The 13,537-nt window shown below is 72.5% G+C and carries 10 protein-coding genes; 3 read left to right on the forward strand and 7 right to left on the reverse strand.

Annotation, left to right across the window (positions count from 1 at the left end):
* Positions 1–373 (reverse strand): hypothetical protein (locus JM949_RS25930; protein ID WP_203150884.1); only part of this gene is annotated, 373 nt, incomplete at its 3' end.
* Positions 374–403: 30 nt separating this feature from the next.
* A complete protein-coding gene (locus tag JM949_RS25935; protein ID WP_203150885.1) occupies positions 404–1,273 on the reverse strand; it encodes a hypothetical protein in 870 nt (289 codons plus the stop codon).
* A gap of 87 nt (positions 1,274–1,360) precedes the next feature.
* Between JM949_RS25935 and JM949_RS25940 the strand changes: the two genes are divergently transcribed.
* Positions 1,361–2,329: a hypothetical protein gene (locus tag JM949_RS25940; protein ID WP_203150886.1), complete on the forward strand. Its 969-nt coding sequence runs from the start codon at positions 1,361–1,363 to the stop codon at positions 2,327–2,329.
* A 15-nt stretch (positions 2,330–2,344) separates the two neighbouring features.
* On the opposite strand, the gene murD is transcribed toward JM949_RS25940, so the two are convergent.
* On the reverse strand, positions 2,345–3,691 hold the full coding sequence (gene murD, locus JM949_RS25945) for a UDP-N-acetylmuramoyl-L-alanine--D-glutamate ligase (protein WP_203150887.1): 1,347 nt from the start codon (positions 3,689–3,691) through the stop codon (positions 2,345–2,347).
* 82 nt (positions 3,692–3,773) lie between these two features.
* On the opposite strand from murD, the gene JM949_RS25950 reads away from it, so the two are divergent.
* Positions 3,774–5,123 carry a hypothetical protein gene (locus tag JM949_RS25950; RefSeq protein WP_203150888.1) on the forward strand — a complete coding sequence of 450 codons (1,350 nt, stop codon included), beginning with the start codon at positions 3,774–3,776 and terminating at the stop codon, positions 5,121–5,123.
* A 45-nt stretch (positions 5,124–5,168) separates the two neighbouring features.
* On the opposite strand, the gene JM949_RS25955 is transcribed toward JM949_RS25950, so the two are convergent.
* The 3 genes from JM949_RS25955 to JM949_RS25965 are packed head-to-tail and all read right to left on the reverse strand — an operon-like array spanning position 5,169 to position 9,368.
* A complete protein-coding gene (locus tag JM949_RS25955) occupies positions 5,169–6,899 on the reverse strand; it encodes a PucR family transcriptional regulator (RefSeq protein ID WP_456320239.1) in 1,731 nt (576 codons plus the stop codon).
* A 56-nt stretch (positions 6,900–6,955) separates the two neighbouring features.
* Positions 6,956–8,407 carry an argininosuccinate synthase gene (gene argG, locus JM949_RS25960; protein ID WP_203150890.1) on the reverse strand — a complete coding sequence of 484 codons (1,452 nt, stop codon included), beginning with the start codon at positions 8,405–8,407 and terminating at the stop codon, positions 6,956–6,958.
* Positions 8,408–8,453: 46 nt separating this feature from the next.
* Positions 8,454–9,368 carry a TrmH family RNA methyltransferase gene (locus JM949_RS25965; protein WP_407664822.1) on the reverse strand — a complete coding sequence of 305 codons (915 nt, stop codon included), beginning with the start codon at positions 9,366–9,368 and terminating at the stop codon, positions 8,454–8,456.
* Between the two features lie 26 nt (positions 9,369–9,394).
* Here JM949_RS25965 and JM949_RS25970 point away from each other — a divergent pair, with 26 nt between their 5' ends.
* A complete protein-coding gene (locus JM949_RS25970) occupies positions 9,395–11,242 on the forward strand; it encodes a thiamine pyrophosphate-requiring protein (protein WP_203150892.1) in 1,848 nt (615 codons plus the stop codon).
* Between the two features lie 5 nt (positions 11,243–11,247).
* On the opposite strand, the gene JM949_RS25975 is transcribed toward JM949_RS25970, so the two are convergent.
* On the reverse strand, positions 11,248–13,446 hold the full coding sequence (locus JM949_RS25975; RefSeq protein WP_238433896.1) for a transglycosylase domain-containing protein: 2,199 nt from the start codon (positions 13,444–13,446) through the stop codon (positions 11,248–11,250).
* Positions 13,447–13,537: the final 91 nt, after the last annotated feature.

The following is a 13,537-nucleotide window of genomic DNA, read 5'->3' on the forward strand; positions in this document are numbered from 1 at the left end:
GCGGGCGGCGCGCCGGCGCAGCAGCAGCATCGCCGCCAGCCAGAGCGCCAGCGTGGCCGGCGAGGGCCACCTCGAACGGGATGTCGACGGCCAACAGGCCGGCGCTGAGCGCCAGGTAGACAGCGATCCCCGCGCCGTCGGCGAGCAGGATCGGCCAACGCAGCCGCCGGTGGGTGAGCACCACTGTGACGAAGAAGAGGTTGAGCCCGAGCACGCCGAGCAGCTGCGCGCCCTCCACCCGGTGGCCACTGCTGATCAGGGCGAGCGTCATCGGCAGCGGCAGGCTGTAGACCAGCGCGCGGAGCCGGACCGAGCGGATCACGCTGACCGCCCAGACCAGGGCCGTCACCAGCAGGACCCCACTCCACGTCATGACTCACCCGTCTCCGCCCCGCCGGGGCCGTCACTCCTGGAAGGTCGCGGCGTTCGCGCAGAGCTCGAAGATGCGGGTGAGCCGAGCAATGTCCGTCCGGTTGACCGAGAACTGGTTCTCGCCGATCTCACCGTGCGCCGTCATGTGCGCCTCCCAACAACTCGACCCGTCCCACAGTGTCAGATTGACGTGCAGGTGGGGACTGACCAGACCCAGGGGCAGCAGACCGACCCGTGCGCCGGCCGCGCGCTGCTTCTGCACCAGGGCGGACAGCTCGTCGGTGAGGGTGGCGTAGACGAAGACCCGGGTGATCTGGACGCCCCGCCGCAGGGCCTCCAGGTTGGCCTCCCAGTAGCGCCGACCGATCTCACTGCGCCACCAGCTCAGCTCCCCGCTGACCCGGGGCATCACGTTGGTCAGGCCGTCCAGCCGGTGCACACAGGCGCGGGTGGCGCCGACCAGGTCCTCGTCCTCGTCGCCCCGCCGGATGATCCGACCGTCCGCGAGTTGCTCGGCCTCCAGCCGGAACTGCTCGTACCGCCGCTGCGCCTCCACCGCGACCCGGGTGCCCGCGTGCTGCTCGGACGCGTTCCGGATGGCTCCGGCCAACTCGGTCGTGGTGTGCACGAGCCAGGGCGGACCGTCCAACAGGGTGCGCAGGTGAAACCGGCGCTCGGCGCGGGCCAACGAGTCCACCAACAGCGAGATGGTGATGCCCATCAGGCCGGCCAGCAGCGACTCCACCCCGGAGGCGGCGTTGCTGAGGTCCAACACGATGCTGAGACTGATCGACAGCGTGATGCCCACCAACGCCACCGGGTCGGTGTGCGCGACCAGCCGGAGGAAACCGCCGGAGGGGGTGCCGCCCCGTTCCCGCGGACGGGCCACGTCACGGGTCATCGAAGCCCTCCAATCAGCCGCTGGGGCCAGCGTAAACACCAGCTACAACCGCCGGCACCGGCACACCGGGGCGGTAGCATCCGGCAGGTGCAGAGAGCGGACACCTTCCCGTCGACCGGTACGCTCGCCGAGCGGATCACGCGGGACATTCGGGCCTGGGTCTGCTCCACCCCGCTCCGCGACCTGGTCCGCCACTTCGACGGCGACTGGCCGACCGGCGACCTCGCCGAGGTGCTGCGGTTTCTGGACGACTTCTCCGCCCGCCACTGGGACTTCCGAGGCGGCCGGGAGCGACCCGACGCCCGGGAGCCGGACCTCGACCCGGCCACCGCGGCGCTGGTCCTCGACACGGCCGCCGCGCTCGGGCTGATCCACCCGGTGTCGCCGGCCCGGCCCGGGTACGCCCATCTGGTGGTGCTCGGCGGCCTGGCGCACGCCTGTGTCCGCCGCGTCGGATACGCCGCGCACCTGCTGCGCGCCGGCCTGGCGGTGCGTGGCGAGGTCGCCGTGCTGGGCAGCTTCCGGCCGCTGTCGGACTGGGAACGCCGGACCCTGGCCGACGCGGGCCTGCCGGCCGACGACACCGAGGTGGACGTGCTGGACACCGCCGTTCGGCGGGTGTTCGGGGTGGCCGCACCGGCCGAGCAGGCTGGCGTCGACGCCGGCCACCCGCACCACTCCTGGTCGTCGCGGACCTACCGGCCGGCGGGGCTGCCACCGGTACGGGTGCTGGCCGCGCCGTCCAGCGAACCGGACCGGCGGCGGGCACACACCGCCGACACCCAACGGTTCTGGGCCGGGCACGTCCGGCTCGCCCCGGGTGACGAGGTGCTGACGGTCACCGCACCGATCTACGTACCGTTCCAGCACAGCGACGCGCTGCGCACCCTGGCCCTGCCCTACGGCTGCGACATCGACACGGTCGGGGTGGACCCGGCGGTGCCCGACGTGTCGGTGCTACCCGAGCAGACGCTCACCCCGGGGCGTTACCTCCAGGAAATCCGCTCGGCGATCCGCTCGATGCGCGCCCTGCACGCCGGGCTCCCCGCACGCTGACGGCGACGCCGGGCATCAGCCGGCGGTGTCGGCGACGGCCTGGGCGAAGACCTCGGAGCGGTGCTCGAAGTTGCGGAACCGGCCGTAGCTCGGCGCGGCCGGCGACAGCAGCACCACCCCGCCGACCGGGGTCACCTCCCGGGACAGCCGCACCGCGTCCACCAGGTCGTCGACCAGCTCGGTCCGCACCTTCGGCAGGCCGGCGAGCGCCTCGACGATGCGCGGGCCGCTGTCCGGGATGCCGATCACGGTCAGTTCCCGCTCGGCCAGATGCTCGGCCAACGGTGTGTAGTCCAGACCCCGGTCGTTGCCCCCGACGATCACCGTCAACGGCCGCCCGTCGTACGCGTCGATCGCGTGCATGGCCGCGTAGGGACTGGTGGCCAGGGTGTCGTCGACGAAGGTCAGTCCGGACGGGTCGGTGATCTCGGTGAGCCGGTGGGCCAACCCCTGGAACTCGGCGACCGCGATGGCGAGGTGGTCCTTGCCGGCCACCACGTCGACGCCGAGGGCGTCGAGCACGGCGAGCGCGACGCACAGGTTGCCCTCGTTGTGCCGGCCGACCAGGGGCAGCACGGCCCGCGGGAAGAGCGGCTGGTCACCGAGGTGGAACCACTGTGTGCCGTCGGCCCCGGTGCTGACGTGGGTGGTGTCGGGTCGACCCGCTCGGACCGCCGGCAGCTCCCCCAGCTCGGCGGCGAGCCGCGGGTCGCCGCCGTTGACCACGATCGTCTCCGGGTCGTGGGCGAGCAGGTTGAGCTTGTCCCGGTAGTACTCCCGCTCCCCGCCGTGCGCGTCCAGGTGCTCGGGGAAGAGCGCGGTGACCACCGCCACCCGGGGCGAGTCGGCGAGGTCGCTGCACTGGTAGCTGGACAGCTCCAGCACGTACAGCTCCGCGTCCGGCAGGTCCAGGGTCGGCACCCCGATGTTGCCGCCGAAGACGTTCGGCCGACCCATCGCGGTGAGCAGGTGACTGATCAGGCTGGAGGTGGTGCTCTTGCCCTTGCTGCCGGTGACCCCGACGGTGCGCGCGGCGTGGTCGGCCATCCACAGCGCGGTGCCCTGGGTCACCATGACCCCGCGTCGGCGCAGCTCGACCAGCCACGGATGGGTCTGGGGCACGCCCGGGGAGCGCACCACCACGTCGGCGGCGGCCAACCGAACGAATCCCGCCTCGCCGGTGACCAGCGGCGCCGCCTCGGCCAGCGGACCTTCCCAGGGCAGCGACAGGAAGTTCGCGCTGTCGTCGACCGCGACCAGCTCGGCCGGGCCGTGCGCGGCGATCGCTGTCACAGCCGCCCGGCCCTCCCGACCGGTGCCCCAGACGGCGACGGTACGTCCGCGCAGGTCAGACAGGCGCACTGGGCTCTCCTCGGGGGTCACGGTGACGGCAGGGCGGGCCCGGTCCGGACACGGCCGGACGAACCAGGGCCTAGTATGGCGTGTGCCCAACGAGCAGCTCCGGCGGATGGACGCCTTCACCTTCCCGTCCTACTCGATCGACTTCGCCACCGGCGAGGTGTTGTTCGACTACGCCCTGACCGGCCCGGCCGGCGAGCAACGGTTCACCGAGGTGATCACGCTCCCGCTGCCGGCGGAGCCGCCCTCGGACGAGACGGTGGCCACCCTCAACCGGGTGCTGGAGGTGCTGCACCTCGTCGCCGGGGTCAGTTACTACAAGGCCGCCGCGCCGCCCCGGCTCGTGCTGCCGGCGCCGCTGGGCGCGGCCACCGTCGACTACGTCACGGCCGTCTACACCAGGGGCCTCGCCGAGTACGCGTACCGCAACCAGCTGCCGCACGTGCTCCAGCTGCGCCCGGAAGTCCCGGCCGGCTCGCCGGAGCCGCCCCGGGTGTACGACGACTCCGACCGTCGCCCCCTCTCGGCGGTGGGTGGCGGTAAGGACTCGATCGTCAGCCTGGAGGCGCTGCGCCGCGCCGGGCTGGACCCGGTGCCGTTCTCGGTCAACCCGAACCACGTGATCGTCGCGGTCAACGAGGCGTCCGGGTTGGTTCCGCTGGCCGCCCGGCGGCGCATCGACCCGGTGCTGTTCGACCTGAACAGCGCCGGCGCACTGAACGGGCACATCCCGGTCACCGCCATCAACTCGCTGATCGCGGTGGCCACCGCGGTGCTGCACGGGTTGGGCCCGGTGGTGATGTCCAACGAGCGTTCGGCGTCCGACCCCAACCTGGTCTGGAACGGTCACGAGATCAACCACCAGTGGTCCAAGGGTGTCGAGGCGGAAGGGCTGCTGCGGGCGTCGCTCGCCGAGCACGCCGGCCTGACCGAGCCGTACTTCTCGCTGCTGCGCTCGCTCTCCGAGCTGCACATCGCCCGGCTGTTCGCCGAGTTCACCCGCTACGACGACGTGGTGACCAGCTGCAACGCCGCGTTCAAGCTGCGGGACGCGAGCGAGCGCTGGTGCCGTAACTGCCCGAAGTGTCGCTTCGTCTTCCTGGCCATGGCGCCGTTCATGCCGCGTGAGCGGGTCACCCACATCTTCGGTGGCGACCTGCTCGCCGACCCGGAGCAGATCCCCGGCTACCGCGAGCTGCTGGGGGTGGACGGGCACAAGCCGTTCGAGTGTGTGGGCGAGGTCGAGGAGTCGGTGGTCGCCCTCGGCCTGCTCGCCGAACAGGACCAGTGGCGCGACGCCCCGGTGGTCCAGGCCCTGGTCGACGCCGTCCCCGCAACAGCCTGGTCCGCGGTGGCCACCTCGGACGTCTTCACCCCCGGCGGCCCCAACCACATTCCCCCCACCTACGCCAAAGCCCTAACCACCCTCACCTGACCCCACCCCAACCCCCTCCCCTCCCGGCGCGGGGACGGGTGGGGGTCAGGGGGTGCGGACTGCTTCCAGGGCTAGTAGGGCCACGTGCAGGGAGAGGCTGGCCTCTACCGAATCCAGGTCCACGTCGAGGATGCGGGCGATGCGGGCCAGGCGTTCGTAGAAGGCCGGTCGGGACAGGTGGGCGGCGGCCGCCGCCGCGGACTTGTTGCGCCCCTGCTCCAGGTACGTGCGCAGGGTGTCGAGCAGCTGCTCCCGGGGGTGCCGGGCGTCGTACTCCAGCAGGGCCCCGAGTTCGCGCTCGACGAAGGTCTGCAACCGGGGTTCGTCGCGCAGCAGGTGCAGCAGCCCGGCCAGGCCGACGTGCGGCAGCCGGAAGATCGGTAGGTCGCGCCGGTCCCGGCGGGCCGCCTCGGCGATCTGTCGCGCCTCGACCAGCGACCGCCGGGCCTCCCGCAGGCTCCCGACTCCGGAACCGGCGGCCACGATCACCGGGCCACCACCCCGGGGCGCGTCGGCACCGAGCGGACCGGAGGACGGCTCGACGGGTACCCGGCCGTTGCCGGCGTCGAGGCGTACCCGTCGAAGGGCCCCGGCGAACGCGGACAGCGCGCGGTCCTCGGCGGCCGGATCCGGCAGGGCCAGCAGCGCGCCCACCGAGTTGTCGTCGACAGCGCTGGTCAACGCGGTCAGCTTCGCCTCCCGCAGGGCCTGGCCGACCGCTTCGGAGAGGTCCCGCAGCCGGGCCTGGCCGTCCTCGGGGCCGGCCTCCCCGGCGGGGTCGTCGGCGCGGTGCCGGACCATCACGCCGACCAGGTGCCGACGGTCGAGGACCACCCCGAACGCCTTGGCCCGCAGCGCCACCTCGTCCACCGGCCGGGAGTGGTCGAGCAGCGCGGTGAGCAGGGTGCGGTGGATCTGCCGTTCCAGGCCCTCGGCGTCGCGGCGGATCAGCCGGCCCAGGGCGAGGGTGGACGCCGCCCGCTCGATCAGGATGGTGAGCCGGGTGGGTGGGCCGACCGTCGGTTCGGTGGCCTGGGCGCTGGGCACGTCGCCGCTGGCCGGCCAGCGCAGCAGCAGCCGACCCCAGTCCTGCCCCCGGGCGCCGACGGTGGTCACCAGCCACCCGCTGTTCCTGTCGTACGCGGTCCGGCCGGCCGGTCGGATCCGCCGGGAGTGCTGCTCCCAGGCGTCCAGCAGCAGCTCGGCGCTCTCACCGGCCGGGTCGTACCCGAGCACCTGCCGGGACAGGTTCTCCAGCACCACTGGGCAACCGGACAACTCGGCGGCCTGCCGGAGCACCTCGGCCGTCTCGGCACCCTCGACGGACAGGTCGTTGAACCGCTGGTGGATCTCCTCGGTGGCCCGCAGTTCGGTGAGCTGCGCGTCGACGATCAGCGCGTGCACCGCCTCGGTGATCCGCACGAACGGGGTGGCCCGACGCAGCTCCACCAGGGGCAGCCCACGCCGTTCGGCGGCGGCGACCATCACCCGGGGCACCCCGCTGAGGTACCGGCGGCCCAGCTCGACGACGAGTCCGGAGACGCCGACGTCGGCGAGGTCGCCGATGAACGCGCGCAGCCCGGCGTCGTCCCCGGGCAGGCCGATGCCGGTGGTGAGCACCAGCTCGCCGCCGCCGAGCAGGGTGGCGATGTCCGGCACCTCGGCGACGTGCACCCAGCGGACAGGCCGGTCCAACCCCGCGTCTCCGGCGACCACGCGCGGCGCGCCGTGGCGGACCGGATCCAGACCGAGGACCTCACGCACGGTAGGGAACACGGCCGCCACGCTACCGTCCGTGACGCCGGAACTCGAACAGCCGCCGGTGAACCGGCTCAGTCGACGCCGAACTCCATCGCGGCGCGGTCGAGCGCCTCGTCCTCGGCGGTGGCGACACCCCGGGAGGCGATGGCCTCCGCCCCGCCCGCCGGCATCGCGCCGATCAGACCGGTCGAGGCGGCCTGGGCGGCGCCGATCATCCGCTGCGGGTTCGCGCCACCGACCAGGCCGAGGGAGGCGTACTGCTCCAGCTTCGAGCGCGAGTCGGCGATGTCCAGGTTGCGCATGGTGAGCTGGCCGATCCGGTCGGACGGGCCGAACGCCGAGTCCTCGGTGCGCTCCATGGAGAGCTTGTCCGGGTGGTAGCTGAACGACGGGCCGGTGGTGTCGAGGATCGAGTAGTCCTCGCCCCGGCGCAGCCGCAGCGTCACCTCGCCGGTGACCGCCGTGCCGACCCAGCGCTGCAACGACTCGCGCAGCATCAGGGCCTGCGGGTCCAGCCAACGCCCCTCGTACATCAGCCGACCGAGGCGGCGGCCCTCGCTGTGGTAGTTGGCCAGGGTGTCCTCGTTGTGGATCGCGTTGACCAGCCGCTCGTAGGCGGCGTGCAGCAGCGCCATCCCGGGCGCCTCGTAGATGCCCCGGCTCTTGGCCTCGATGATCCGGTTCTCGATCTGGTCAGACATGCCCAGGCCGTGCCGGCCGCCGATGGCGTTGGCCTCCAGCACCAGGTCGACGGGGCTGCCGAACTCCTTGCCGTTGATCGTGACCGGGCGGCCCTGGTCGAAGCCGATGGTGACGTCCTCGGTCGGGATCTCCACGGTCGGGTCCCAGAACCGGACTCCCATGATCGGGTTGACCGTCTCGATGCCGGTGTCGAGGTGCTCCAGGGTCTTCGCCTCGTGCGTGGCGCCCCAGATGTTGGCGTCGGTGGAGTATGCCTTCTCGGTGCTGTCCCGGTAGGGCAGGCCGCGCTCCAGCAGCCACTCCGACATCTCCTTACGCCCACCCAGCTCGGTGACGAAGGCGGTGTCCAGCCAGGGCTTGTAGATCCGCAGCATCGGGTTGGCCAGCAGGCCGTACCGGTAGAACCGCTCGATGTCGTTGCCCTTGAAGGTGGAGCCGTCGCCCCAGATCTGGACGTCGTCGGCGACCATCGCCCGCACCAGCAGGGTGCCGGTCACGGCCCGACCCAGCGGGGTGGTGTTGAAGTACGCCCGGCCGCCGGTGCGGATGTGGAAGGCACCGCAGGTCAGCGCGGCCAGGCCCTCCTCGACCAGGGCGGCGCGGCAGTCGACCAGGCGGCCGAGTTCGGCGCCGTAGCTGAGCGCGCGGCCGGGCACCGAGGCGATGTCGGGCTCGTCGTACTGGCCGATGTCGGCGGTGTAGGCGCAGGGAATGGCGCCCTTGTCGCGCATCCACGCGACCGCGACCGAGGTGTCGAGGCCGCCGGAGAAGGCGATGCCGACACGTTCGCCGATGGGCAGGGAGGTGAGAACCTTGGACACGGGGAAAATTATGCAATAGAACGCATGGCCATGCAAGCGGAAGGGTCTACTCCCCGCCGAACGGCGGATCGTCGCGGCCCAGCTCCCAGAACGCCACCGCCGCGGCGGCGGCGACGTTCAACGAGTCCACCCCGCGCCGCATCGGCAGGACCACCCGGACGTCGCTGGCCGCCTGGGCCGCCGCGGTGAGGCCGGGGCCCTCGGCACCGAGCAGCAGCGCCGGCCGCTCGCGCTGCGCCCGCGTCAACCGCTGGATCGGTACGGCGTCCGGCGCCGGCGTCATGGCGAGCACTGTGAAGCCGGCCTCCCGCACCTGGTCCAGCCCCGCCGGCCAGCGGTCCAGCTTCGCGTACGGCATGGCGAAGACCTCGCCCATGCTGACCCGGACGCTGCGCCGGTAGAGCGGGTCGGCGCAGGTCGGCGAGAGCAGCACCGCGTCGACGCCGAGCGCGGCGGCCCCCCGGAAGATGGCGCCCAGGTTGGTGTGGTTGTTCACGTCCTCCAGCACGACGATCCGGCGCGCGGCGGCGAGCACCTCGGCCGCCGTCGGCAGCGGCCGGCGGTGGAACGACGCCAGCACCCCCCGGTGTACGTGGAAGCCGGTGGCCCGTTGCAGCACGTCAGGGGTCGCGGCGTACACCGGCGCGTCGCCGGTGTCCAGGTCGGCGAGCTGGTCGGCCCGTTTGGCGTCGACCAGGTACGACCGCGCCGGGTAGCCCGCGCGCAGCGCCCGGCGCAGCACCAGCTCCCCCTCGGCGATGAACAGGCCGTGCGGCGGCTCCCAGCGGGTGCGCAGTTCGACGTCGGTGAGCGCGCGGTAGTCGGCGATCCGGTCGTCGTCGGGGTCGGTGATCTGGTGGACGGGCACCCGACGATTCTGCCGGACCGTGCGCCGCACCCTCCGACGCCCGCCGGGCCGGGTGTTTTGTCCGATGAAGAAGGGGAACGACCGGCGGAGCATCGGACGCGACCGGAAGGACCAGCCAGGTGAGCGCAGACCACACGGCGCCGGGTGAAGCGGGCACGCTGCCCCGACACCCGACCGTCGCGGACCACATCGTGTCGCGACTGTTCAGCTGGGGCGTGCACCGCTACTTCGGCTACCCCGGCGACGGCATCAACGGCCTCACCTCCGCCCTGCAACGCACCGACAGGCGGGCCCAGTTCATCCAGGTACGCCACGAGGAGACCGCCGGCTTCGCCGCCTCCGCGCACGTCAAGTACGGCGGCGGGCCGCTGGGCTGCGCGCTGGTCACCAGTGGGCCGGGCGCCATCCACCTGCTCAACGGCCTGTACGACGCGAAGCTCGACCACCAACCGGTGATCGCCCTGGTCGGGCACACCGCGACCACCGCCGAGGGCGGCGGTTACTACCAGGAGGTCGACCTGCTCGCCCTCTACAAGGACGTGGCCGCCGCGTTCCTGGCCCAGCTCGACCACCCGAGCCAGGTACGCCACCTGGTCGACCGGGCGTGCCGCACGGCGCTGGCCCGGCGCACCGTCACCGCCCTGATCCTCCCCCGCGACCTACAGGACGAGCCGGCCGTGCCGGACCCGCCGCACGCGCACGGCTACTACCACACCAGCAACGCGCCGAGCAGCACGCCGACCGTGCCCCCGGCGGAGGACGTGCGCCGCGCCGCCGACGTGCTGCGCGGCGGGCAACGGGTGGCGATGCTGGTCGGGCAGGGTGCGCTCGGCGCGCGCGACGAGGTCCGCGAGATCGCGCACCGGCTCGGCGCGGGGGTGGCCACCGCGCTGCTCGGCTTCACCGCCGTCGACCACAGCGAGCCGTGGGTGACCGGCGCGATCGGGCTGCTCGGCACCCGACCGAGCTGGCAGCTGATGTCCGGCTGCGACCGGCTGCTGATCGTGGGCAGCAACATGCCGTACTCGGAGTTCTACCCACCGCCCGGCCAGGCCCGTGGCGTGCAGATCGACCTGGACGGCACCCAGCTCGGGCTGCGGTACCCGACCGAGGTCAACCTGACCGGGGACGCCCGCCCCACCCTGCGGGCGCTCCTGGACGAGCTGGGCCCGGGCCCCGGGCCGACCGCCTGGCGGGCGGAGGTCGCCGAGGCCACCTCGGCGTGGCGGCGGGTGCAACGCGACCTGGCCGAGCAGGCCGCCGACCCGGTCAACCCGCAGCTGCTCTTCCACACCCTGAACCAGCGGCTGCCCGATGACGTGCTGCTCGCCGTCGACTGCGGCACCACCACCGCCTGGTACGCCCGGCACATCCAGGTGCGTCCCGGGATGCTGGCCAGCCTCTCCGGCACCCTGCTGTCGATGGGCGGCGCCATGCCGTACGCGTTGAGCGCCAAGTTCGCCCACCCGGACCGGCCGCTGGTCGCGCTGATCGGCGACGGCGCCATGCAGATGAACGGCGTCAACGAGCTGATCACCGTGGCCAAGTACTGGCGCAGCTGGGCCGACCCGCGCTTCGTGGTGCTGGTGCTGAACAACCGGGATCTGGCGTTCGTCAGCTGGGAACAGCGTTCCAGCGAGGGGACGCCGATGTTCCCGGACAGCCAGCAGTTGCCGGACATCGCCTACCACCAGTGGGCCGAGGTGCTCGGGCTGCACGGCGAGTTGGTCGACTCACCTGAGCAGGTGCCGGACGTCTGGGACCGGGCGCTCGCCGCCGATCGGCCGGTGGTCATCAACGCCCTGGTCGACCCGGCCGAGCTGATGCTGCCCCCGCACTTCACCGCCGAACAGGCCCGCAAGACCGCGGCGGCGGTGCTGCGCGGCGACACCGACTGGGCCGGGATCATCCGGCGCGGCCTGCCGGCCACGCTGGCCAGCTACCGCCCGCGCCGCCGCGAACGCTGAGACTCTCAGCCGCGACGGTCCAGCCAGCGTTGCAGCGCCGAGCGGGGGTCCTGGGTGGGCTGCTGCTGACGGTCCGGGACCGCAGGGCGCTCCACCGGGCGGCGCGGGTCGCCGGCCAACTCCTTACTGGGTGCGGCGAACGCCCTCTCCGGCTGCCCCTTGACGGCGGTGGCGATGACCCGGGCCACCGCGTCGATCACCTTCGTCTGCACCGCCGACCCCACGGAGTCGGCCGGGTCGTCCGGGTTGGCGGCGATACCGGCCACCGCGACCTGCGGGGTGAAGCCGACGAACGTCTCGGTGGAGTTCTGCTCCGAGCTACCCGTCTTACCAGCGACCGGTCGGCCGTCGAGGATGTCGTTCACACCGGTGGCGGTGCCGCCGTTGCACTGCCCGAACGCCGACTGCTGACCCACCGGGCAGCGCGCCGCGTCGGTGGCGGCACGGGCGACGTCGGCGTCGAGGACCCGCTTGCAGGAGGGCTGCCCGACCGGCACCTTCGCACCATCCGCCCCGGTCACCGAGAGCACCGGCACCGGCGTGCAGTAGGTGCCCTCGGCGGCCACCGTGGCGTACGCGTTGGCCAGGTCCAGCGGGGTGGTGGCGGCCACGCCGAGGGTGAACGAACCCCAGTTCGCGGCGTTGTTCTTGGCGAAGGCCGCATCCGAGTCGGCCCGGAAGGTGATGCCGAGCCGCTGCGCCATCTGGACCACCTTGTCCTGGCCGACCTGCTCGGCCAGCCAGACGAAGTAGGTGTTCACCGATCGGCCGAAGCCGTCCCACATCATCCGGTACCCGTCCATCCAGTCCGGGTTGGCGTTCGCCGGGCACCAGTGGCCGTCACAGCTGCCCGGCCCCTCGGCCGGGTACCGGGTGGGCAGCTTGGCGGGCGCGTCGAAGCCGGTGGAGAGGGTACGGCCCGACTCCAGGGCGGCGAGCATGGTGAACAGCTTGAACGTCGAGCCCGCCTGGTACCCGTCGACGCTGGCCCCGCCGGAGATCAGCGGGTTCACGGTGTTCGGGTAGTTCGGCTGCCCGGCCGGGTTGTCGGCGAGGCTGTAGTGCCGGTTGACCGCCATCGCCAGCACCTGCCCGGTGCCCGGCTGGACCGCCGCGATCGGCAGGGCGCGCTTGTTGTCGTACCCGTAGACCTTGGTGGCCTGCTGCTGCGCGGTGGCCTGGATCTTCGGGTCGAGCGAGGTGACCACTGTGTAGCCGCCCGAGCGCAGGGCCTGCTCGCGCTCCGCGACAGTGGCCCCGAACGCCGGCTGGGTCAGCCACCACTGGCGCAGGTAGTCGCAGAAGTAGCCCCAGTCGTCGTGGCCCTGGGAGACGGCCGTGCAGCCGTTGGGCTGGGCGGTGGGGTGCAGGGCCAGCGGCTCGGCCTTGGCCTGGGCAGCCTGCGCGGCGGTGATCGCACCGGTGGCGACCATCGAGTCCAGCACGTACGACCGGCGCGCCAGCGCCTGGCCCCTGTCCCCGTCGATCGGGCTGTACGCGTCGGGGGACTGCACCAGACCGGCCAGCACTGCCGACTCGCCGAGGGTCAGCTGCGCCGGCGGTTTGCCGAAGTACCGCTGGCTGGCCGCCGCGATGCCGTACGCGCCGGAGCCGAAGTAGGCGATGTTCAGGTACCGGTCGAGGATTTCGTCCTTGCCGAGGCTCTTGTCCAGCGCGCTGGCGTACCGGATTTCCTGGATCTTGCGGCCGACGGTGGGGTCGGTGGCGGCGGCGCGCTCCTCGGCGGTCCGGGTGGGGTCGGTCTTGAGGACGTTACGGACGTACTGCATGGTCAGCGTCGAGCCGCCCTGCTCGGTGCCGCCGCCCTTGACGTTGGCCACCAGTGCCCGGGCGAGGCCGCGCAGGTCCGCGCCACCGTGGTCGTAGAACCGCCGGTCCTCGGCCGCCACGATCGCCTGCCGCATCACCGGCGCGATCTCCGACAACGGCACGTCGGTGCGGTTCACGTCGTAGAACGTGGTGATCAGCGTCTTGCCGTCGTTGGCGTAGAGGTACGAGCGCTGCGGCGTGGCCGGGGTCTTCAGCGCGGCCGGCAACGCGGCGTACGACCCGAGCGCGGAACGGGCGGTGAGCCCGAGCAGCAGGTTGCCCGGCAGCGCGGCGACGGCCAGGACGAGCCCGGCCAACACGCCGGCGAGCAGCACGGTGAACAGCCGCGACAGCGGCGAGCGGGGGGCGGCCATGCAACCCAGGATTGCCACAAAAAACGCCAACCGACCACCCCTACCTGGCGATTGTCAGCAACTTCACGCCCCCCACCAGCCAACCCCCACC

The sequence above is a fragment of the Micromonospora tarensis genome, assembly GCF_016803395.1.
GTDB lineage: Bacteria > Actinomycetota > Actinomycetes > Mycobacteriales > Micromonosporaceae > Micromonospora > Micromonospora tarensis.

What these genes read in the sequence shown, in the direction of transcription:
- JM949_RS25935 (WP_203150885.1), bottom strand. Translation starts at nt 1,273, where the DNA reads ATGACCCGTGACGTGGCCCGTCCGCGGGAACGGGGCGGCACCCCCTCC.
- JM949_RS25965 (WP_407664822.1), bottom strand. Translation starts at nt 9,368, where the DNA reads ATGCTCCGCCGGTCGTTCCCCTTCTTCATCGGACAAAACACCCGGCCC.
- JM949_RS25975 (WP_238433896.1), bottom strand. Translation starts at nt 13,446, where the DNA reads ATGGCCGCCCCCCGCTCGCCGCTGTCGCGGCTGTTCACCGTGCTGCTC.